Annotated in this window: 21 protein-coding genes; 11 read left to right on the forward strand and 10 right to left on the reverse strand. The window is 72.9% G+C overall.

Translation table 11 applies throughout. The features are described 5' to 3' along the window. Positions 1 to 42 precede the first annotated feature (42 nt). From AB0D99_RS32830 to AB0D99_RS32855, 6 genes are all read left to right on the forward strand, one after another. Positions 43 to 2,649, forward strand: a complete 2,607-nt coding sequence (locus tag AB0D99_RS32830) for an MXAN_6230/SCO0854 family RING domain-containing protein (protein WP_362370797.1) — start codon at positions 43 to 45, stop codon at positions 2,647 to 2,649. A gap of 144 nt (positions 2,650 to 2,793) precedes the next feature. Beyond that, positions 2,794 to 3,768, forward strand: a complete 975-nt coding sequence (locus AB0D99_RS32835; RefSeq protein WP_362370800.1) for a DEDDh family exonuclease — start codon at positions 2,794 to 2,796, stop codon at positions 3,766 to 3,768. 54 nt (positions 3,769 to 3,822) lie between these two features. Further along, positions 3,823 to 4,056 carry a hypothetical protein gene (locus AB0D99_RS32840; RefSeq protein ID WP_352192130.1) on the forward strand — a complete coding sequence of 78 codons (234 nt, stop codon included), beginning with the start codon at positions 3,823 to 3,825 and terminating at the stop codon, positions 4,054 to 4,056. Between the two features lie 69 nt (positions 4,057 to 4,125). After that, positions 4,126 to 4,926 (forward strand): SURF1 family protein, encoded by an 801-nt coding sequence (locus AB0D99_RS32845; protein WP_362370802.1) that lies wholly within the window; start codon positions 4,126 to 4,128, stop codon positions 4,924 to 4,926. Between the two features lie 80 nt (positions 4,927 to 5,006). After that, entirely contained in the window at positions 5,007 to 6,791 is a 1,785-nt protein-coding gene (locus tag AB0D99_RS32850) for a glycoside hydrolase family 15 protein (RefSeq protein WP_362370804.1), read from the forward strand. Between the two features lie 4 nt (positions 6,792 to 6,795). Further along, entirely contained in the window at positions 6,796 to 7,551 is a 756-nt protein-coding gene (locus AB0D99_RS32855; protein ID WP_362370807.1) for an SDR family oxidoreductase, read from the forward strand. A gap of 97 nt (positions 7,552 to 7,648) precedes the next feature. On the opposite strand, the gene amaP is transcribed toward AB0D99_RS32855, so the two are convergent. From amaP to AB0D99_RS32880, 5 genes are read right to left on the reverse strand one after another with little or no spacing between them, the layout of a single operon-like run. Further along, on the reverse strand, positions 7,649 to 8,227 hold the full coding sequence (gene amaP, locus AB0D99_RS32860) for an alkaline shock response membrane anchor protein AmaP (protein WP_362370847.1): 579 nt from the start codon (positions 8,225 to 8,227) through the stop codon (positions 7,649 to 7,651). A 13-nt stretch (positions 8,228 to 8,240) separates the two neighbouring features. Beyond that, entirely contained in the window at positions 8,241 to 8,849 is a 609-nt protein-coding gene (locus AB0D99_RS32865; protein ID WP_362370810.1) for a DUF6286 domain-containing protein, read from the reverse strand. After that, positions 8,846 to 9,214, reverse strand: a complete 369-nt coding sequence (locus tag AB0D99_RS32870) for a hypothetical protein (protein ID WP_362370813.1) — start codon at positions 9,212 to 9,214, stop codon at positions 8,846 to 8,848. Before AB0D99_RS32870 ends, AB0D99_RS32865 begins: the two co-directional genes overlap by 4 nt. A 6-nt stretch (positions 9,215 to 9,220) precedes the next feature. After that, positions 9,221 to 9,412: a hypothetical protein gene (locus AB0D99_RS32875; RefSeq protein WP_362370816.1), complete on the reverse strand. Its 192-nt coding sequence runs from the start codon at positions 9,410 to 9,412 to the stop codon at positions 9,221 to 9,223. Positions 9,413 to 9,442: 30 nt separating this feature from the next. Continuing rightward, complete coding sequence (locus tag AB0D99_RS32880) at positions 9,443 to 9,892, reverse strand: Asp23/Gls24 family envelope stress response protein (protein ID WP_362370819.1); 450 nt, start codon at positions 9,890 to 9,892, stop codon at positions 9,443 to 9,445. Between the two features lie 99 nt (positions 9,893 to 9,991). Here AB0D99_RS32880 and AB0D99_RS32885 point away from each other — a divergent pair, with 99 nt between their 5' ends. Further along, the gene (locus AB0D99_RS32885; RefSeq protein ID WP_362370822.1) at positions 9,992 to 10,747 is read left to right on the forward strand and encodes a hypothetical protein; all 756 of its coding nucleotides are present in this window, start codon (positions 9,992 to 9,994) and stop codon (positions 10,745 to 10,747) included. A 27-nt stretch (positions 10,748 to 10,774) separates the two neighbouring features. Here the strand turns inward: AB0D99_RS32885 and AB0D99_RS32890 are convergent, their stop codons facing one another. The 3 genes from AB0D99_RS32890 to AB0D99_RS32900 form a co-directional block, all read right to left on the reverse strand. Further along, the gene (locus AB0D99_RS32890; RefSeq protein WP_362370825.1) at positions 10,775 to 11,572 is read right to left on the reverse strand and encodes an enoyl-CoA hydratase/isomerase family protein; all 798 of its coding nucleotides are present in this window, start codon (positions 11,570 to 11,572) and stop codon (positions 10,775 to 10,777) included. 136 nt (positions 11,573 to 11,708) lie between these two features. Then, on the reverse strand, positions 11,709 to 11,930 hold the full coding sequence (locus AB0D99_RS32895; protein ID WP_006123601.1) for a helix-turn-helix domain-containing protein: 222 nt from the start codon (positions 11,928 to 11,930) through the stop codon (positions 11,709 to 11,711). A 323-nt stretch (positions 11,931 to 12,253) separates the two neighbouring features. Beyond that, positions 12,254 to 13,852, reverse strand: coding sequence for an ABC-F family ATP-binding cassette domain-containing protein (locus AB0D99_RS32900; protein WP_362370828.1), 1,599 nt, complete (start codon positions 13,850 to 13,852; stop codon positions 12,254 to 12,256). Positions 13,853 to 14,106: 254 nt separating this feature from the next. Here AB0D99_RS32900 and AB0D99_RS32905 point away from each other — a divergent pair, with 254 nt between their 5' ends. Together AB0D99_RS32905 and AB0D99_RS32910 are read left to right on the forward strand one after the other, a co-directional pair. Then, positions 14,107 to 14,997 carry a neutral zinc metallopeptidase gene (locus AB0D99_RS32905; protein WP_362370831.1) on the forward strand — a complete coding sequence of 297 codons (891 nt, stop codon included), beginning with the start codon at positions 14,107 to 14,109 and terminating at the stop codon, positions 14,995 to 14,997. Positions 14,998 to 15,087: 90 nt separating this feature from the next. Continuing rightward, entirely contained in the window at positions 15,088 to 15,486 is a 399-nt protein-coding gene (locus AB0D99_RS32910) for a VOC family protein (protein ID WP_362370834.1), read from the forward strand. A gap of 15 nt (positions 15,487 to 15,501) precedes the next feature. Here the strand turns inward: AB0D99_RS32910 and AB0D99_RS32915 are convergent, their stop codons facing one another. Both AB0D99_RS32915 and AB0D99_RS32920 read right to left on the reverse strand, forming a co-directional pair. Continuing rightward, positions 15,502 to 16,836: a hypothetical protein gene (locus tag AB0D99_RS32915; RefSeq protein ID WP_362370850.1), complete on the reverse strand. Its 1,335-nt coding sequence runs from the start codon at positions 16,834 to 16,836 to the stop codon at positions 15,502 to 15,504. A gap of 166 nt (positions 16,837 to 17,002) precedes the next feature. Then, positions 17,003 to 18,127, reverse strand: a complete 1,125-nt coding sequence (locus AB0D99_RS32920) for a hypothetical protein (protein WP_362370837.1) — start codon at positions 18,125 to 18,127, stop codon at positions 17,003 to 17,005. Between the two features lie 439 nt (positions 18,128 to 18,566). Here AB0D99_RS32920 and AB0D99_RS32925 point away from each other — a divergent pair, with 439 nt between their 5' ends. Both AB0D99_RS32925 and AB0D99_RS32930 read left to right on the forward strand, forming a co-directional pair. Then, positions 18,567 to 19,832, forward strand: a complete 1,266-nt coding sequence (locus AB0D99_RS32925) for an inorganic phosphate transporter (protein ID WP_362370840.1) — start codon at positions 18,567 to 18,569, stop codon at positions 19,830 to 19,832. Positions 19,833 to 19,844: 12 nt separating this feature from the next. Further along, on the forward strand, positions 19,845 to 20,066 hold the full coding sequence (locus tag AB0D99_RS32930) for a hypothetical protein (RefSeq protein ID WP_362370843.1): 222 nt from the start codon (positions 19,845 to 19,847) through the stop codon (positions 20,064 to 20,066). Positions 20,067 to 20,181 lie beyond the last annotated feature (115 nt).

Consider the following 20,181-nt stretch of genomic DNA (forward strand, 5'->3'; position numbering starts at 1 on the left):
GTCTCCCGCCCCACTCTTCCCCTCCCTTCTGGAGATCCCTTTTTGTCTGTGGTGTCGTCCGTCCTGCTCCGCCGTCTCCGCACGGTCTACGTCGATCAGGCCGGGCACCGCCCCGGCGACCCTTCCACCGCCGAAGGGCTCACCGCCCTGGAGGCGGAACTCCTGGACCGGGGCTTCGCCCTCACCGCCGAGCTGCGCGCCGCGCTGGCCCGGCTCGGACCGGCCGGGCTCGCGGACGCGGGCCGTCAGCTCCTCGGCCGGCTCGACGCCGAACTGGGCGTGGACCGACCGCACATGCCGCTGTTCCGGTCCTTCCCGGCCTCTGTTCCCGACGACACGTCCGCGCTGTACGTCGACCGGGTCTTCACCCTGCTGCTGCAGTGGCCGGCCCAGCCGTGCGTGCTGTGCGGCACCGCCGGCACCGTCCACGCCGTCTCCCCCTGCGCCCACCTGGTGTGCGGGCGCTGCTGGGACGGCGCCGAGTACAGCGGCTGCCCGATCTGCCACCGTCGCGTCGACCCGGACGACCCCTTCCTGAAGCCGACCGCCGCCCCCACCGAGGACACCGAGGACGAGGAGAAGGAGTCCTCGGCCGGTCCGCTGCGGCTGCTGGCGTTCGGCCGCGACCTGCCCGCCGACGTGGTCACGGCCCTGCTGACCCTGCTGGCCCGGCGCACTCCGCTCTCCCCGAGCGACCGCGACGACCTGAAGGTGCTCCTCGCCCACACGCCGGCCACGCTCGACTGGCTGCCCGAGGACATCCCCGTACGGGAGACCAAGGCCCTGCTCCTGGGCACCCTGTGGCTCGACCGGACCACCCGTGCGGCCGTGGAAGCCGAGCTGGACCGCCGACTGACCACCGCCACCGACGTCCTGCGGCTGCTGGCCGTCCGGTCGGGCGGAGAGGCCGACCTCCTGGAGCCCAGGCGCTTCCTGTCGCTGCCGCGCCCGCTGCGCCGCCGGCTCCTCGCCGTCCTCGACGGGCTCGACACGACGTCGCTGGTCGAGGACCTGCTGCGCCATCCCGGTCTGTGGAAGAAGGCCGCCGAGATCCTCCACCCGTACGAGCGGCACGCCCGGCACCCCCGGGCGGCCATGGCCTTCGCGGTGCTGCGCGGCACCTCGGTCGAGACCGGGGACGACCCGCTGGGCAAGGCCCTGCTGCGGACCGCCGCCGAGCACCCGCACGTCGTACGGGTCGACGGCCTCCGCCTCAAGCCGCACACCTGGTCGTCCCGCGTCGAGACGGCCCTGGCCGAGCGGGACCCCGACACCGCGCTCACGCTGCTGGCGCAGCGCCCCGGCGAACTGGTGCGCCGCCTCGACCACCTGCTGCGGCTGTACGGCTCCGCCACCCTCCCCGCGCGCGTGGCCGAGACGCTGCGCCGCGCCCTGCCCGGCGCGGGCCCCGGCCCGCTGCTCTCGGCGCTCGGGCGGCTCCGGATCCGTCATCTGCCGGGCGAGCGGCGGGTGTTCTTCCCGCGCGGCCGGGTCACGCACGCGTACACGACCGACGACCTGCGCCCGCCCCTGCCGGCCACGCTCACCGAGGAGGTCTGCGCCCTGCTGGAGCGCGAGGCGCTCCGCCGGCTCGGCGCGGCGTCCCGGTTCGACGTCGCCGTCCTGGACGAGGGGCTCTCCGGGCTCGCGGTGCCGTCCGCGGAAGGGGCCGCGGTCAAGGCCCTGGTGTCGGTGCCGCGCGGCTCGACGCAGCCGCTGCCCCGGGGCGAGGTCCTGCGCATGTTCCTGCACTGGACCCAGCCGCCGAAGACCCGGGTCGACCTGGACCTGTCCGTCGCGCTCTTCGACGCGGAGTGGTCCTACGTCGGGCTCTGCGACTACACCAACCTCGTCTACGGCAGGCGGGCCGTCGTCCACTCCGGTGATCTGACCTCGGCCCCGGCCCCCGCGGGCGCGACCGAGTACGCCGATCTCGACCTGGCACGGCTCGCCGACGCCGGCGTGCGCTTCGCCATGCCGATCGTCCTCAGCTACAACAACGTGCCGTTCGAACAGCTCCTGGACGCCTTCGCCGGTTTCATGGCGCTCCCTTCGAGGGAGGGCAGGAACGCGGAGTACGACCCGCGGACGGTGCGCCAGCGGTACGACCTCGTGGGCGACGCCCGGCTCCACGTGCCGATGCTGGTCGACCTGGAGCACCGCACCTTCCTCTGGACGGACCTGCACCTGCCGCCCTCCGAAGGCTTCCAGAGCGTGTCCGCGCACAGCGCGGACCTGGGCCGGGTCGGCAGGGATCTGCACCAGTACTTCACCGCCGGCCGGACGACGCTCTGGGACCTGGCCGTCTGGCATGCCGCCGCGCGCACGGACCGGGTCGTGGTGCTGCGGCGCGGGCACGAGCGTGCCGACGAGGTGTGGGAGTACGCGCGGCGTCCCGGCGAGGAGGCCGGGCCGTTCGCGGACCGGATCCGTACGGCGGGGGTCCCAGAGCGGCGGCGGACCGCGGAGGACGGGCGGGAGACGGCGGCCCGGGCGGCGAACGGCAGGAACGCGTTCCTCGCCCTCCTGGACGGCGACGTCGTGCCCGAGGACGTGACGGGCACGGTCTACCGTCTGCTGCCCGGACCGGTGGACGGCTGCGGGCTCGAACAGGCGGCGGCCGGGGACCTGGTGGCCCTGCTGGGGTGAGCGGGGCGGGCCGTCCCGGGTGAACTCGCCCGCGCGAGCGGCGTCCTGGCCGCGGCGAGCGGGATCGGCGTCAACACGGTGACCGGAATCCGGCACCCGAGTGGACACCGGGGGCGGCGTTGTCGGCGTCGGCCCGTATTCTCAGTGACCATGCTTGACGACCGTACGACAGCAGCGACGTGGCCGGCCGCCTACCCACAGGGGTACGCGGTCGTCGACGTGGAGACCACCGGACTCGCCCGCGACGACCGGATAGTGTCGGCTGCCGTCTACCGGCTCGACGCCCAGGGCAATGTCGAGGACCACTGGTACACGCTCGTCAACCCGGAGCGGGACCCGGGGCCGGTCTGGATCCACGGACTGACCTCCGACCTGCTGGAGGGCGCGCCGCTCTTTCCGGAGATCGCCGCCGAGTTCTCCGCCCGGCTCGACGGCAGGGTCCTGGTGGCGCACAACGCCATCTTCGACTGGCAGATGATCGCCCGGGAGTACGCGCGGGCCGAGCGCACCGCGCCGGTGCGGCAGCGGCTGTGCACGATCGCCCTCTCCAAGGAGCTCTCGCTTCCGCTGCCCAACCACAAGCTGGAGTCGCTGGCCGCGCACTACGGCGTGGTCCAGCAGCGGGCGCACAACGCACTGGACGACGCCCGCGTGCTGGCGGAGGCCTTCCGCCCGAGTCTGCACACGGCCGCCGAGCGGAACGTACGGCTGCCGCTGCTGGAGTGCCGGCCGCTGACGGAGTGGGCGTCCACGCCCGCCGCGCCGCGGATCGGCCACCAGGCCTCGTACCACGCGAACAGCTGGCGCCCCTCACGGAAGCGGCCGCCGTGCCCGCACCCCAACCCCGGGCGCTACGAAACGGACAAACCGCTCAAGCAGGGGATGCGGGTGGCGTTCTCGGGCGACACCTCCATCGACCGCGAGCTGCTGGAGGACCGCGCGTTCGACGCGGGGCTCCACATCGCCGGCAGCGTGTCCCGGCTGACGAGCCTGCTGGTCACCAACGACCCCGACGCCGCGACCTCCAAGACCGTGAAGGCGAAGTCCTTCGGCACGCCGATCGTCGACGAGGCGGCCTTCACCCAGTTGCTGCGGGACGTGGCCCCGGCAGACGGGTGACGCGCCGGGCGTGCCGCCGACGCTTCACCGGGCGCGCGTCGCACCCTGTGGCGCATGGCACGTTGTGAGGTCTGCGGAAACGATTACGGCATGTCCTTCGAGGTGCACGCGCAGGGCGCGGTGCACGTCTTCGACTGCTTCTCCTGCGCCATTCACCGCATGGCGCCCATCTGTGAGCACTGCAAGGTGCAGATCATCGGCCAGGGCGTCGAGGTCGAGGGCAGCTGGTACTGCGGCGGGCACTGCGCCCGCGCGGAGGGAAAGGTGGGCATCGTCGATCACGTCTGAGCCACGGTCGCCCCGGGCGACCGGAACCCCCGTGCGTGCACCCCATGACCACAGTTGTACGGTCATGGGGTGTACCGCTTCCTGTTGTCCCGGCAGTGGGTGATCCTCACCCTCATCGCCCTCGCCCTCGTCCCGACGATGGTCGAGCTGGGCTTCTGGCAGTTCCACCGGCACGAGCGCCGCGTCGCCCAGAACGCCCTGATCGAGGAGAACCTGAAGGCGGAGCCGCTCCCCATCGAGAAGCTCACCTCCCCCGGTCACACCGTCCCGCGCGCCGACTACTGGCGCCGGACCACCGCCACCGGCACCTACGACACCGCGCACGAGGTCGTCGTCCGGCGCCGCACCAACGCCGACGACCGCCAGGGTGTGATGGTGCTCACCCCGCTGGTCCTGAAGGACGGCCGGATCGTCCTGGTCAACCGCGGCTGGGTGCCGGCCGCCGCGGACCAGAAGGCGTACCCCGAGGTGCCGCCCGCGCCCGAGGGCGAGGTCACCGTCACCGGCCGTCTCAAGGCCGACGAGACGACCGACGCCAGCGGCATCAAGGACCTGCGCGGACTGCCGGACCGTCAGGTGATGCTGATCAACAGCGCCCAGCAGGCCGAACTGCTGGGCCGCGAGGTCCTCGGCGGCTACCTGGAGCAGACGGCACCCGAGCCCGCCGGGAACACCCCCGAGCTGGTCCCGGAGCCCGACCACGACTCGATCGGCGCACACATGGCGTACGCCGTGCAGTGGTGGCTCTTCGCGTTCGGCGTGCCGGTCGGCTGGGTCGTCCTGGTGCGTCGTGAGAAGCGCGACCGGCAGGCCGCGGCGGACACCGAAGGGGGCGCGGACACCCCGGAGCCCGCCCCGGCCGCCGTCTAGGAACTTCGGGTCGGCCGGACGAGTTCCGGCTCAGCCGCCTCTCTGATTGACCGTCGCCTCTTCCGGGAACACGCCAGAGCGTGACGCAAAGTATCGACGACTACGCCCTCATCGGTGATCTGCAGACGGCCGCCCTCGTCGGCCGTGACGGGTCGATCGACTGGCTGTGTCTGCCGCGCTTCGACTCGGCCGCCTGCTTCGCCGCGCTGCTCGGCGACCAGGACAACGGTCACTGGCGCATCGCGCCCAAGGACGCCACGACCTGCACCAGCCGGGGCTACGCGGGCGACTCCCTCGTCCTGGAGACCTACTGGGAGACCCGCACCGGCACCGTGAAGGTCGTCGACTTCATGCCGCAGCGCGACAAGGCCCCCGACGTGATGCGGATCGTGGAGGGCGTCAGCGGCAGCGTCGAGATGACCGCGGCGCTGAGGCTGCGCTTCGACTACGGCTCGATCGTGCCGTGGGTACGGCGCAGCGAGGGCCATCGAGTGGCCGTGGCGGGGCCCGACTCGGTCTGGCTGCGCAGCGACCCGCCGGTGAAGACCTGGGGTCAGCAGTTCGCCACCTGGTCGTCGTTCACGGTCGAGGAGGGCGAGAAGGTGGCGTTCGTGCTCACCTGGCATCCCTCGCACGAGCCGCGTCCCGATCTGATCGACCCGTACGGCGCGCTGGAGGACTGTCTGCGGGACTGGCGCGACTGGTCGGCCCGCTGCGCCTACGAGGGGCCGTACCGGCAGGCGGTGCTGCGCTCGCTGATCACGCTCAAGGCGCTCACGTACGCGCCGACGGGCGGCATCATGGCCGCCCCCACCACCTCGCTCCCGGAGGAGCTGGGAGGCGTACGGAACTGGGACTACCGCTCCTGCTGGCTGCGCGACTCGACGCTCACGCTCGGCGCGCTGCTGGCGGCCGGCTACGTCGACGAGGCGGAGGCGTGGCGCGACTGGCTGCTGCGGGCGGTGGCGGGCGATCCGGCCGATCTCCAGATCATGTACGGGCCGGGCGGAGAGCGGCGACTGCCCGAGATGTCGGTGCCCTGGCTGAGCGGCTACGCGGGCTCGGCTCCGGTGCGGATCGGGAACGCGGCGGTGGACCAGTTCCAGCTCGACGTGTACGGCGAGGTCATGGACTCGCTCCACATGGCACGGGAAGCGGGGATCCCCGCAGAGCCGCATGCCTGGAACCTGCAGCTGAGCCTGCTGGGCTTCCTGGAGTCGTGCTGGCGGAATCCGGACGAGGGGCTGTGGGAGGTGCGCGGGCCTCGCCGCCACTTCGTGCACTCGAAGGTCATGGCCTGGGTCGCCGCCGACCGTGCGGTGCGCGCGTTCGAGGCGGATCCGTCGCTGCGCGGGGACGCGGCGCGGTGGCGGGTGATGAGGGACGAGATCCACGCCGAGGTGTGCGCGAAGGGGTACGACCCGGAGCGCAACACGTTCACCCAGTCGTACGGCTCGCGGGAGCTGGACGCGGCGACGCTGCTGATTCCGCGGGTGGGGTTCCTGCCGCCGGACGATCCGCGGGTGGTGGGGACGGTCGACGCGGTGCGCGAGGAGCTGACGCACGGCGGGTTCGTCCGCCGCTACAGCACCGAGGGGAGCTCCGTCGACGGCCTGCCCGGCAGCGAGGGGACGTTTCTCGCCTGCTCCTTCTGGCTCGCGGACGCGCTGCGGATGATCGGGCGGGAGGACGAGGCGCGGGAGCTCTTCGAGCGCCTGCTCGCCCTCCGCAACGACGTGGGGCTCCTGGCGGAGGAGTACGACCCGGTGGCGCGGCGGCAGCTGGGCAATTTCCCGCAGGCGTTCAGCCACATCGGCCTGGTGGGCACCGCCCTCGCGCTGCCGTGGAAGGACGCGGCAGGATAGGGCCATGGATCTTGGACTGAAGGACCGTGTGTACGTGGTGACCGGCGCGACGCGCGGGCTCGGCCGGGCGTCGGCCGAGGCGCTGCTCGCCGAGGGCGCGAAGGTGCTGATCACCGGGCGGGACGAGAAGACGGTGGCCGAGGCGGCCGCGGAGCTGGGCCCGGACGCGGCCGGCCTGGCCGCCGACAACGCCGACCCGGAGTCGCCCGCCCGGCTGATCGCCGAGGCGCGCGCCCGCTTCGGGGGCTTCGACGGCATCCTCGTCAGCGTCGGCGGTCCCGCTCCGGGCTTCGGCGCGGACAACAGTGACGAGCAGTGGACCTCGGCGTTCGACACGGTCTTCCTGGGGGCGGTGCGGATGGCACGGGCGGCGGCGGAGTCGCTGACCGAGGGCGGGGTCGTCGGCTTCGTGCTCTCCGGCTCCGTCCACGAGCCGATCCCGGGTCTGACGATCTCCAACGGGCTGCGCCCCGGCCTGGCCGGCTTCGCGAAGTCCCTCGCGGGCGATCTCGGACCGCGCGGCATCCGGGTCGTGGGCGTGCTGCCGGGCCGCATCGACACGGACCGGGTGCGTTCGCTCGACGCGATGTCCGGGGACGCGGACGCGGCCCGAGCGGCCGGCGAGTCCCGCATCCCGCTGCGCCGGTACGGCACGCCGGAGGAGTTCGGCCGGACGGCCGCGTTCCTGCTGTCGCCCGCCGCCTCCTACGTGACGGGCGTGATGGTCTCGGTGGACGGCGGGGCGAGGCACGGCTTCTGACGGTCCGCGCCGGCGGGACGGCCCCGGTCGCACAGGCTCGGGTCACACGGGCTCGGGTCACCCAGGCTCGGGTCACCCAGGCTCGGGTCACACGGGCTCAGGTCACCCTTCGCGCACCGTGCCTGGTCGCGCGGAGGCGGGCCTCGGCGGGGAGGGACGCGAGTCCGGCCGAGGTACGGACATCGGCGAGGGCCCCGGTGGACAGGGAGGTCAGGGCCTCGCCCGGGGAGGCGTGGGGCTCCAGGAGCATGGCGATCCGGGCACGGGGCGCCGTGCGCCGGCCCGTCAGCAGGACCCGGACACGGGCCACGCCGGTCTGCGCCTCCGCGTCCGCCGCCAGGACGGTCTCCAGTGCCCGGCCCCGTACCGTCGCGCCCTCGCCGTCGCCGGTGTCGACCAGGACCTCCGCGAGCCGGGCGCGCCGGAACTGGGCGATCAGCCACCACAGGGCGAGCAGCACGACGAGCCCGAGGACGGCGATGACCGTCGGCCACCACCAGCCCTCGTCGCGCCACCGGTAGCGGTCCGCCGTGCTCAGCAGCACGTCGGAGGGGCCCGACCACGGCCACCACGAGGGCACCGGCAGATCGAACCCGGCGGCGAGGACCGCTCCGCCGACGACGACGAGCAGCAGACCCAGGAGGCCGAGCACGATCCGGTTGACGCGCCGGAGAATGACGGTCACCCCTTCACCCCTTCCTCGGCGGCCGGGCCACCCGCACGGTCTGCGCCGGTGGCCGGGCGAGCCCGAGTTCGTCGATTCCCGTGGTCACCACGGTCGCGATGTCGGTGCGTACCTCGTCGAGCTCCCGGAAGTGCGAGACCGCGCGGACGGCCACCTTCTTGCGTTTCATCCGTACGCGTACGGACTGCACGCCCGAGACCTCCATGACCCGGTCCCTGAGGATCACCGCCGCGGCGTCCCGGTCGAGCCCGGCCCGGACGTCGGCGTGGTCGCGCCGCATCGGAAGGACGGCGCGCAGCCCGGGGGTGACCGCGAGCAGCAGCAGCCAGGCGCCGAGGACGACGGCGACGCAGGCTCCGGCCAGGATCCAGGCGTTGTCGAGGGGCCGGGTCGCCAGGTCGTCGGCGAGCGTCCGTCGCCACTGCATGGCCTGGTGGTCGGCCCGTACCGCGGCCACGTCGTAGAGCAGCAGCCCGGCGCCGCCGAGGACGAGGAGGGCGACCACTGCCGCGGGGATCCGCCGGACGGCCCAGAAGCGCCGGGCCGTGGCCGGTGCCCTCTCGCGTACGGGCTCGGGCTCGGGGACGGTGTCGGTGTCGGTCTCCGTGGTCATCTCAGTCTCCGCCCGGCCGAAGCGCGCGCCGTGTGCGGGGAGTGCAGACGCTCGACATGGATCGCCACCTCGGGCACCTCCATGCCCGCCAACTCCCGCACCCGGCTCTTCACATGACTGCGGACCGCTCCGCACTGGCGCCCGAGGTCGATGGGGTGCGCGAGCTCCAGGCTCAGCGAGACCCGCGCCACGTCACGCTGCACGACGACCGAGGCGTGCGGCGCCGAGCCGCCCGGGGGGACGCGGTCGAGCGCCTCCCGCGCGGCCCGTGCCGCGATCTTCGCGACGACCCGGTCGGCGATCGTCGTCGCCCCGCGACCGGCGGGGCCCACCGGGCCCGCGGGGCCCAACGGGTCTGCTGCCACCCCCGGTCACCGCCGCCGGTCGCCGCGCTCGCGACCCCGGAAGAAGTCGCCGGGTTCGAGGTCTCCCTCGAGGAACCGCCCGACGACGAAGCCGATCGCGCCCAACGCCGCGACCAGCACGAACGCCCCGAAGCCGCCGAAGTATCCGGCGAAGCCGAGGGCCATTCCGGCCACCAGGCCGACCATCCCCATGCTCATGCTGAGCCCTTTCCGCCGTGCCGCCGACGGCTACTGGAGCCGCGGCTCCGGCACCTCGTCCTCTTCGTCCGGCAGCTTCACGTCGCTGACGGCGATGTTGACCTCGACGACCTCCAGGCCGGTCATCCGCTCCACCGCGGCGACGACGTTCTCGCGCACGTCGCCCGCCACATCGGCGATCGAGACGCCGTAGTCGACGACGATCTCCAGGTCGAGTGCGGTCTGCACCTCGCCGACCTCGGCCTTCACGCCCCGCGTGACGCCGGATCTCTGCCCTCCGCCGGGCACGCGGTCGCGTACGGCGCCGATGGTGCGGGAGAGACCGCTGCCCATCGCGTGGACGCCGGGGACGTCACGGGCCGCCAGACCGGCGATCTTCTCCACGACGCCGTCGGCGATGGTGGTCCGGCCGCGGGCCGCCGGGGCGCCTCCGCCGCGCTTGGTGACGGACGGTTCGTCGGGGTGTGCGGGGTCGTTCATCGCGGTCATCCCTTCCATTCCGCTCTCCGTTATCTACCTCTTTGCCCACATTAAGTGCGCTTGCCCGGTCTCGCGCCGGGGATGCGGCAGGCTGGGGACATGACGACGACAGCGGGAGCGGGTTGGGCGGCGGCGGTGCGCGAGCGGCTCGGGCCGGGCCGGCTGCTGCCGCTCGGCAAGGCGGCGGACGGCGCGTGGCTGACGGAGCAGGCGGCGCGGACGGTCCTGCTGCGGGCCGCGTCGACCGTACGGGGAGTGGTGCCCGGGACGCTCCGGGTGGGGCTCGTGGCGGCGGACGCGGAGGCGCCGTTCCCCGTACCGCCGGGCGGGCTGCCCCCGGGGACGCTGGGGATCTCGGCCGCGTTCGCGGCGGAGTACGGAAGGGAGGCGAGCGGGCCGCTGCCGATGCTCGCGGCGGAGTACGGGACCGAGGCGAGCAGGCCGCTGCCGACGCTCGCGGCGGAGGTGCGCGAGGCCCTGTTCGCCTCAGCGCTGGGGGAACTGGGCCTGGTGGTCGTGGAAGTGGATCTTCGCGTGACCGACCTCGCCGAGGAGCCTCGGCAGGCCCCGGATTCACCGGCCGCCACTCACCCACCCGGGCGAACCTCCCCCGTGACGGCCTCCCCCGGGCCGGACGACCCCGTGGCCCGGGCGGTGCTCGCGGTCGCGGGCGTGGCGGCGCTGACCGGCACCCTGGGCGGCCCGCTGCACCGCGCACCGGGTCTGCTCCGCGTGGAGCTGGCGGTCGCCGCCGGCCATCGCGCGCTGGACGTGGCCCGCGCGGCCCGTACGGCGGCGACCGCCGCCGCCCGGGAGGCGACGACGGTCACGGTGCTGGTCTCGGCGGTCGGCTGATCCTGGGATCGGCCGTGGCCCGGAGCGTCAGTCCCCGAGGCCGGCCAGGTCGCGCAGACGGCGCGCCTGGGCGGCGCGCTCGGCGGCGCGCTGCTGCTCGTAGGTGCGGCCGCAGACACCCTGGAGCAGCGCCTTGGTCTCGATGACCGCGTCACGCGGCGCGGCGAGCAGCGCGGCGCCCAGGTCACGTACCGTGGCGTCCAGTTCGGTGCCGGGCACGGCGATGTTGGCGAGGCCGATGCGCTCGGCCTCCTCCGCGTGGACGAACCGGCCCGTGGCGCAGATCTCCAGCGCACGGGCGTAGCCGACGAGGGAGACCAGCGGGTGCGTGCCGGTCAGGTCCGGCACGAGGCCCAGGCTGGTCTCGCGCATGGCGAACTGCACGTCCTCGGCGACGACCCGCAGGTCGCAGGCGAGGGCGAGCTGGAACCCGGCACCGATGGCGTGCCCCTGGACAGCCGCGATCGACACGATGTCGCTGCGGCGCCACCAGGTGAACGCCTCCTGGTACTCGGCGATGACCGCGTCCAGGTCCTCGTCCGAACCGCGCGCCAGGTCGAGGAAGGACGGCTCTCCGTCGAAGCCCTCGGGCGTGAACGCCTGCCGGTCGAGCCCGGCGGAGAAGGACTTGCCCTCGCCACGCAGGACCACGACCCGCACGCTGCCAGGCAACGACCGTCCGGCCTCCGTCAACGCCCGCCACAGAGCGGGAGACTGAGCGTTGCGCTTCGCCGGGTTGGCCAGGGTCACCGTGGCAACGGCGTCCTCGACGGTGAGCCGTACACCGTCCTTGTCGAAAACGAGCACAGAGTCGAGCGAAGTCATGGGGCGCCTCCGGTTCCGGTGCAGCACTGACATCAATACTGACGCGTAAGTGACTGCACAGTAACCACCCGGCCGACAACCCGGTCGACCGGGTGGCCACCATGGGAATCGGTGGACCCGACGAACCGCGCCCCGGTCAGGCCGAGGCGGCCTTCTTGCCTCGTGTCGCCCCGCCGCGTCCACGCAGCGTGACTCCGGACTCACTGAGCATCCGGTGGACGAATCCGTAGGAGCGACCGGTTTCCTCGGCCAGCGCCCGGATGCTCGCACCGGAGTCGTACTTCTTCTTCAGGTCTGCCGCGAGCTTGTCGCGCGCGGCGCCGGTCACCCGGCTGCCCTTCTTCAGAGTCTCGGCCACCCGTGCCTCCTCATGGGAAGTGCGCTCTGGACTTCTCATGATCACCCCTTCCGGACGTCCTGGCCACCCATTCGACAAGGTCTGTGCCACGAGGTTTGCGGAAGCGGAAGGCGGCATCACGACCGGAATCTCAGATTCCGGTGTGCCCGGAGCGCGGCCGGGAACCGCTGGGAGCGGGAATGACCAGGTCAGCGCCGCACCTGACGCGAGAACGAGGCGCGGCCCCTGACGGAAGGATTCGTCAGGGGCCGCGCCAGGGGGGATGAGACGCACTCACTCAGATGAAGGATCACCCATGAGCCGAATGATCCATACCGAGATGATCAGGCGAGCGCCACCAGGTCCTTGTAGTCCGGACCCCACAGGTCCTCGACGCCGTCCGGGAGCAGGATGATCCGCTCCGGTTCGAGCGCGTCGACCGCGCCCTCGTCGTGGGTGACGAGGACGACCGCGCCCTTGTAGGTGCGCAGCGCCCCGAGGATCTCCTCGCGGCTGGCGGGGTCGAGGTTGTTGGTCGGCTCGTCCAGGAGCAGCACGTTCGCCGAGGAGACGACCAGGGTGGCCAGCGCCAGCCGGGTCTTCTCGCCGCCGGAGAGGACCCCGGCCGGCTTGTCGACGTCGTCGCCCGAGAAGAGGAAGGAACCGAGCGTCTTGCGCACCTCGACCAGGTCGAGGTCGGGCGCGGAGGAGCGCATGTTCTCTAGGACCGTGCGGTCCGGGTCGAGCGTCTCGTGCTCCTGGGCGTAGTAGCCGAGCTTGAGACCGTGGCCGGGGGTCACCTCGCCGGTGTCGGCCTTCTCGGCCCCGGCGAGCAGGCGCAGCAGCGTCGTCTTGCCCGCTCCGTTGAGGCCGAGGATGACGACGCGCGAGCCCTTGTCGATGGCGAGGTTCACGTCGGTGAAGATTTCGAGCGAGCCGTACGACTTCGACAGGCCCTCCGCGGTCAGCGGGGTCTTGCCGCAGGGCGCGGGCTCCGGGAAGCGCAGCTTGGCGACCTTGTCGCCGACCCGCACCGCCTCCAGGCCGGAGAGCAGGCGCTCGGCGCGCTTGGCCATGTTCTGCGCGGCGACGGTCTTGGTGGCCTTGGCGCGCATCTTGTCGGCCTGCGAGTTGAGCGCGGCGGCCTTCTTCTCGGCGTTCTGCCGCTCGCGCTTGCGGCGCTTCTCGTCGGCCTCGCGCTGCTGCTGGTAGAGCTTCCAGCCCATGTTGTAGACGTCGATCGTGGCGCGGTTGGCGTCCAGGTAGAAGACCTTGTTCACGACGGTCTCGACCAGGTCGACGTCGTGGGAGATGACGATGAAGCCACCGCGGTAGGTCTTGAGGTAGTCGCGCAGCCAGACGATGGAGTCGGCGTCCAGGTGGTTGGTGGGCTCGTCGAGGAGCAGGGTGTCGGCGTCGGAGAAGAGGATCCGGGCCAGCTCGACGCGGCGGCGCTGACCACCGGAGAGGGTGTGCAGCGGCTGGCCGAGGACCCGGTCGGGCAGCCCGAGGGCGGCGGCGATCGTGGACGCCTCGGCCTCGGCGGCGTACCCGCCCTTGGTGAGGAACTCGGTCTCCTGGCGCTCGTACTGCTTCATCGCCTTGTCGCGGGTGGCGCCGGTGCCGTTGGCGATGCGCTCCTCGTTCATCCGCATCTTGCGGATGAGGACGTCCAGGCCGCGGGCGGAGAGGATGCGGTCGCGGGCCAGCGTGTCGAGGTCGCCGGTACGCGGGTCCTGCGGGAGGTAGCCGACCTCGCCGGAGCGGGCGATCTGCCCGGCGGCGGGGAGGCCCTCGCCCGCGAGGCACTTGGTGAGGGTGGTCTTGCCCGCTCCGTTGCGGCCGACCAGGCCGATGCGGTCGCCCTTGGCGATACGGAAGGAAGCGGACTCGATGAGGATGCGGGCGCCGGCGCGCAGCTCGATGCCGGAAGCGGTGATCACGGACAGACTCCAGGGCGGGGGTGGACGGCGGAAGGGCTCTCGGGCGGTTCGACGCCGCTAGTGCGCGAGGAGAATGGCCATACGGCCAGTCTAACGGGCCCCTGCAACTGCTTTTCGGCCACAGCCCGGAGCGAGGCGCATCTCACCCCGGTTCACCCATGCCGGATAAAAGGGGCGAGCCCTGTCGGATTCGCCGATACTCGGCCGCAGGGCGGCGGCCTCTGCCGCGGCAGACACGGCAGAGGTGGTGGCCCATGCAGTTCGACGACGACGCCAACCTGGACACCTCCGAGGTGAAGGACGTCCGCGGCAGCCGCATCCCGGGCGGGAAGGCCACCGTCGGCGGCGGAATCGTCGGCTTCATCGCGCTGATCCTCGGGCTGCTCTTCGGGGTGGGGCCGGAGCAGCTCGGGCTCTCCGCCGGCGACCCGGAGCCGGTGGCGACCTCCTCGTCCGTGGCCCAGGTCGAGCGGACCTGCCGGACGGGCGCGGACGCGAACACCCGCGAGGACTGCCGGATCGTGGCGGTCGTCAACAGCGTGCAGGACTTCTGGCGGGCGGAGTACGCCCGGCGGGGCGGACGGTACGGCGACGCCCGCACGGTGATGTTCACGAACCAGGTCGGCACCGCCTGCGGCTCGGCCACCTCGGCGGTCGGGCCGTTCTACTGCCCCGGGGACCGGCAGGTCTATCTGGACCTGGGGTTCTTCGACGACCTGCGGACGAAGTTCGGATCGAGCGGCGGCCCGTTCGCGCAGGCGTACGTGGTGGCGCACGAGTACGGCCACCACGTGCAGAACATGATGGGCACCCTGGCCCGCGCCCAGGACGGGCGCGCGGGCGCGAACTCCAACGCCGTGCGGGTGGAGCTGCAGGCGGACTGCTACGCCGGGGTCTGGGCACGCCACGCGACGACGACGCCGGACGAGAAGACCGGGCGGCCGCTGCTGACGCGGCTGACGGAGGACGACATCCGCGACGGCCTGGACGCGGCGGCCGCGGTGGGCGACGACCGGATCCAGGAGAGGTTCCAGGGCCGCGTGACCCCGGAGAACTGGACCCACGGCTCGGCGGCGCAGCGTCAGCAGTGGTTCTTCACCGGCTACTCGACGGGTGACATGGCGCGGTGCAACACCTTCCGGTGACGCGGGGCGTTGTCGGTGGCGAATGCCAGACTGAGACCCGGGTCACATTCCGGGCTTCCAGGGCGCATCAGGCGAGAAGGAGTGATCGAGATGGCTGAGGGACCCCACATCTGTCCGACCCTGACCTATGACGACGCGTACGCCGCGATCAAGCAGCTCACGGAGGGGTTCGGCTTCACCCGTCACGCCGTGTACGAGGAGGACGGCAAGGTCGTGCATGCCGAGCTGACGTACGGGAACGGCATGGTGATGCTCGGGAGCAAGGGGACGGGCAGCGAGTTCGACAAGCTGGTCGAGGCCGCCGGGCCCTCCGGGGTGTACGTCCACGTGGACGACGTGGACGCACACCACGCGCGGGCGGTGGAGCACGGCATCGAGATCGTCATGCCGCTCAAGGACCAGGACTACGGCTCGCGGGACTACATCGCCCGCGACGCCGAGGGAAACATCTGGAGCTTCGGTACGTACCTCCCGGGAGGCGCGGAGTAGCGCCTCCCGGCTGTCTCACGATCCCCCGGTGTGGACCTGGAAGGCCGCCCGGCGGACGGCCTTGGCGAGCGCCGGATCGGGGTGCGCGGCGGCGAGGGCGACCAGGACCTGGACGGTACGGGGATGGCCGACGGCCCTGACCTCGTCGAGGAGGGCCGGGACGGTGCCCTGCACGGCGGAGTCGAGGTGGCGGACGAGCAGGACGCTCTCCCCGTGGTCGGCGACGGCCGCGGCGGTGTCCACCCAGAGCCAGGTGGCCTCTTCGCGGGTCAGCACGTCCGGGGCGTCGTCGGGGTCGGCGCCGTCGTACTCGGCCAGCCAGAGCAGGGCGTAGGGGCGGAGCGACGCCTCCTCGGCGGCGGCCCGGACCTCCGTCTCCGCCGGCGCTCCGACGACCCGGAGCGCCTCGAAGGCGAGACCGCGCAGCAGGGCGTCCTCGCCCCGCGCGACGGCGAGGAGCTCCGTGACCGCGCTGGAGAGGGTGCGGGCCGCGAGCCAGGCGCGGTACTCGTCGCGGGCGGGGCCCGGGGTGAGCCGGGCGCAGCCGCGGAGCATGTCCTCGGCCGACTGCTCGATGTTGCCCGCGGGGCTCTGCGCGGCGACGCAGATCTGCTCCAGCTTGACCCAGACCGCCCAGTTGCCGAGCGGGGTGAGCGTGGCGAGACCGCCCTCGGGGCCGCCTTCGCCGAGGGTCAGGGCGCCCACCGCGGCCAGGCCCTCCAGGGCCCAGTCGAGCAGGGCGGCGAGGCCGTCGGCGTCCGCCGCGCACACGGCGCCGGCCCCCGTCTCCTCGGTTCCCTCGACGGGGACCTCGCAGCGCTCCTCGCGCAGCTCCTCCACCCGCTGCCGGAGCAGGTCGAGGAGGGCCGGGACCTGCACCGGTCCGGCGGAGAGCTGGAGCAGGGAGAGGACCTGCGGGACGGCCTCGACGACCTCGGCCACGGCGCTGGGCGCGACGTCGGCCGGGGCGGGGTGCACGAGCGACCAGGCGTCGAAGAGGGCGACCCAGCCGCGCAGCACCGCCGAGTCGTCGCGGTCCCAGGCGTGGAGCCGCCAGCCGGGGCGGGCGGTGCCGCCGTGGAGTTCGACGAGCCCGGCCAGCCGGGCCCGGTCCCAGCCCGCCCGGATCTGGTCGGGCGTCAGGTCCAGCGCCGCGGCGGCGCGTTCCTGGACGGGGACGGCCTCGGGGTGGTCGGCCGGAGCGGCGCCCGCGGCCCCGCGGTCGACGGCGGCCCAGCGGGCGATCCGTACGGCGTCGGCCAGGACGGTCCGCGCCTGGCGGGCCAGTTCCGCGCGGGGCGGAGTGCCCTCGGGCGGCCGCGGCGCAGGCCGGGTGCGCCGTGTCGTCACGGCCCGTCGGGCGGTGGCGAGTGCCCGCGGACGGACGAGTCGGAGTCTGGAGTTGCGCGCCAATTGCTCATCAGGCTTTCGAGACGTCACGGAGGCAGTCTTCCCGCTGACGGCCCGAAAGCCCAATCGGAATCGGCAGCGCCGGTGGAACGCCGCCGGAGGAGGGTCAGAGCAGGGGGGTGACGAAGCGGCGCAGGGCCTCTTCGTAGGGGACCGGGTCGGCGTTCCACATCGAGGCGTGCGGGGCGCCGCGGACGGTGTGCAGGGTGACCAGTTCCGGGCGGCGGGAGGCCAGTTCGAGGGACGGTTCCCAGGGGGCGATGGTGTCGTCGGGGCCGTGGAAGACCAGCGTCGGCACCCGCAGTCCGGCCGGGTCGGCGACCGCCTGGAGGCGGTCGCCGCGCGTGCCGGTCCTGTCCTGTGCGGCGCGGACGGCGAGCGGGAGCAGCGGGCCGGGGACGCGGCGGGCGGAGGCGAGGTTGCGCAGGGTGGCCTCCTGGTCGAGGACCGGGGAGTCCAGGACGAGGCCGCGGATCACGTCCCGTACGCCCGAGTCGGCGGCGGCGCGCAGGGCCATGGTGGCGCCGGGTCCCCAGCCGAGCAGGACGATGTGCTGGGCGCCCTTGCGGACGGCGTACCGGACGGCCGCGTCGACGTCGCGCCACTCGGAGTCGCCGAGATGGCCGAGGCCGTCCGGGGAGCGGGGGGCGCCCTCGTCCCCCCGGTAGGCCAGGCAGAGGACGGGGATCTGCCGCCGGGAGAGGAACGGGACGAGGTTGAGCGGGTGCCGGCGGGTCGTGCCGATGCCGTGCAGGGCGATCACCCAGGTCGAGCGGGCGCCGGGGACGAGCCAGGCGGGCAGCGCGCCGAGTTCGCCGGGGATCTCGACGTCCTCGTGGTCGAGGCCGAGCGCGGTGCCCGGGTCGCCGCTGTGCAGCTCGGGGGTGAAGCGGACCCGGGCGCCGGGCTCCAGGGTGCCGAGCTCCACCCGTTCGAGTCGGCGGACGACGGTGTCCGCGCTGTGCGGGACCCGGTCGAGGACGGGTCCGACGACGGCGTGGAGGCCGGGGGCCTCGATCCCGTACGTACCCGGGCGCAGCGAGGCGAGGCTGCGGGTGAGGGTGACGTGGCCGGGGTCCGTGGCGTGCACGGTGAGCCGGGGGTCACGGGGCAGGGGCCGTCCGGCCGCCTTGAGGGCGGCGTCACTGGCGTACCGGCCGGCCGCGATCGCGGCCGCGCCGACACCGAGCAGGGTGGTGACGGCCGCTGCCGTCGCTGTAGCCGGGCGCACGCTCCCAGTGTCGGCAGGGCGGGGGCGGGCTGCCACCGGACAGACCCGCACGGGCCGACCGGCGGTGCGGGCGGGCGCGCGGGCCCCGTGTCCACGCGGGTGCGCGCGGGGCCGTGACCGGGCGGGCCCCGCGCCCCCTCCGGAGTGACATGGGTCTCTTCGGGGGGTCCCCCGGTCGGCTGACGCGGCGCCCGGAGTGTCCGGCTGGTGACATGGGGCGAGAGGGGCGGAAGTGGGGCACGTCCCTTGTGTCCCGCAACGGCACGGCTTACCCGGGGTTGCGGACCGACCACATCGTGGACAGAACCGCGGACCGAGAGGCTAAGCGGAATGCCTGGACACGGTTAGAGTCACCATGCAGCCCGACCCAGTTCACCTTCCGTTCACTCAGGTTGCCTACGTTCGTCCAGCCACTGACGTCAAACGATTGCCTGGGTAAATGGAACACATCACGCTGCTGCTCGCGATTGTGGTCGTGACAGCTCTCGTGTTCGATTTCACGAACGGTTTCCACGACACCGCCAACGCGATGGCGACGACCATCTCGACCGGTGCCCTCAAGCCCAAGACGGCGGTGGCCATGTCCGCCGTGCTCAACCTGGTCGGTGCGTTCCTGTCCGTCGAGGTCGCCAAGACGATCTCCGGCGGGATCATCAACGAACAGGGCATTCGTACCGAAGTGATCTTCGCGGCGCTCGTCGGCGCCATCCTCTGGAATCTGCTGACCTGGCTCATGGGCCTGCCGTCCAGCTCCTCCCACGCACTCTTCGGCGGCCTCATCGGCGCGGCCGTGATGTCGGCCGGCTGGTCGGCCGTCAACGGCGGCACCATCGTCACCAAGGTGCTCATCCCCGCGGTCGCCGCGCCGCTCGTCGCCGGCCTGGCCGCGATGGCGGCCACCAGGCTGACCTACAAGATCGCCTCCCGGACCGACGAGAAGGCCACGGCCAAGGGCTACCGGGCCGGCCAGATCGCCTCCGCCGGTCTCGTCTCCCTCGCGCACGGCACCAACGACGCGCAGAAGACCATGGGCATCATCACGCTGGCCCTGGTCACCCAGGGCGTCGTCGACCCCGGCGCCAACCCCCCGATGTGGGTCGTCGTCTCCGCCGGTGTCGCGATCGCGCTCGGCACCTACCTCGGCGGCTGGCGCATCATCCGCACCATGGGCAAGGGCCTCACCGACCTTCAGCCGCAGCAGGGCTTCGCCGCCCAGAGCAGCGCCGCCACGGTCATCCTGGCCTCGTCCAACCTGGGCTTCTCCCTCTCCACCACGCAGTCCTGCTCCGGCGCCGTCATGGGCGCGGGTCTCGGCCGCAAGGGCGGAGTGGTCCGCTGGTCCACCGCCACCCGGATGTTCGTCGCCTGGGGTCTGACCCTGCCCGCCGCGGGCCTGGTCGGCGCCGGCGCCGAGTTCCTCACCAAGCAGGGCGGCTGGGGCGTCGCCGTCGTCGCGATCCTCCTCGTGGGCGGCTCGGCCGTCATCTGGGCCCTGTCGCGCCGCCAGCCGGTCGACCACAACAACGTCACGGCCGACGAGATCGACGGCGAGCCCGCGGGGGTCGTCACCACCGCGATCGCGGCGGTCAGCCCGCCGCCCACCGGTTCCGTCGCCTCCGTCTCGGACGAGGACCTCAAGACCACCATCCCCTCGCCGGCCCCCACGGACCCGGCAGCCCCCACGGCCCCCGCGGCCGCGGTGTAAGGAACGAACGACATGAAGATCGACTGGGCAGCTCTCGGCTCCGTCTTCGGAGTCAGCCTCGTGGCGACCGTCGCCCTCGTGGGCCTGTTCACCCTCGGCATCGTCGGCCTCTCCAAGCAGGAGCAGGCCGCCGCCCAGGGCGGCTCCGCCGCCCTGGCACGCACCGGCGCGTACGCCTGCTTCGCGCTGTGCGCGGCGGCCGTGGCGTACGGCATCTATCTGATCGTCGTCTGACGACGGTCCCGCCTCGACGGACGGGGGGGGGGGACCCAACGGGGAGCCCCCACACCAGCGGTGAGAGTTGTGGAACCGCACAAAAAACCCCCCAGAAAAAAAGTAGGTTTGAGGG

Origin of the sequence: Streptomyces sp. NPDC047971, from assembly GCF_040653355.1 — a bacterium.
Lineage (GTDB): Bacteria > Actinomycetota > Actinomycetes > Streptomycetales > Streptomycetaceae > Streptomyces.

Excerpts from the sequence above, each read along its gene's own strand:
- AB0D99_RS32840 (WP_352192130.1), top strand. The coding sequence starts at position 3,823 with ATGGCACGTTGTGAGGTCTGCGGAAACGATTACGGCATGTCCTTCGAG.
- AB0D99_RS32855 (WP_362370807.1), top strand. The coding sequence starts at position 6,796 with ATGGATCTTGGACTGAAGGACCGTGTGTACGTGGTGACCGGCGCGACG.
- AB0D99_RS32865 (WP_362370810.1), bottom strand. The coding sequence starts at position 8,849 with ATGACCACGGAGACCGACACCGACACCGTCCCCGAGCCCGAGCCCGTA.
- AB0D99_RS32875 (WP_362370816.1), bottom strand. The coding sequence starts at position 9,412 with ATGAGCATGGGGATGGTCGGCCTGGTGGCCGGAATGGCCCTCGGCTTC.
- AB0D99_RS32880 (WP_362370819.1), bottom strand. The coding sequence starts at position 9,892 with ATGAACGACCCCGCACACCCCGACGAACCGTCCGTCACCAAGCGCGGC.
- AB0D99_RS32885 (WP_362370822.1), top strand. The coding sequence starts at position 9,992 with ATGACGACGACAGCGGGAGCGGGTTGGGCGGCGGCGGTGCGCGAGCGG.
- AB0D99_RS32890 (WP_362370825.1), bottom strand. The coding sequence starts at position 11,572 with ATGACTTCGCTCGACTCTGTGCTCGTTTTCGACAAGGACGGTGTACGG.
- AB0D99_RS32905 (WP_362370831.1), top strand. The coding sequence starts at position 14,107 with ATGCAGTTCGACGACGACGCCAACCTGGACACCTCCGAGGTGAAGGAC.
- AB0D99_RS32910 (WP_362370834.1), top strand. The coding sequence starts at position 15,088 with ATGGCTGAGGGACCCCACATCTGTCCGACCCTGACCTATGACGACGCG.
- AB0D99_RS32925 (WP_362370840.1), top strand. The coding sequence starts at position 18,567 with ATGGAACACATCACGCTGCTGCTCGCGATTGTGGTCGTGACAGCTCTC.
- AB0D99_RS32930 (WP_362370843.1), top strand. The coding sequence starts at position 19,845 with ATGAAGATCGACTGGGCAGCTCTCGGCTCCGTCTTCGGAGTCAGCCTC.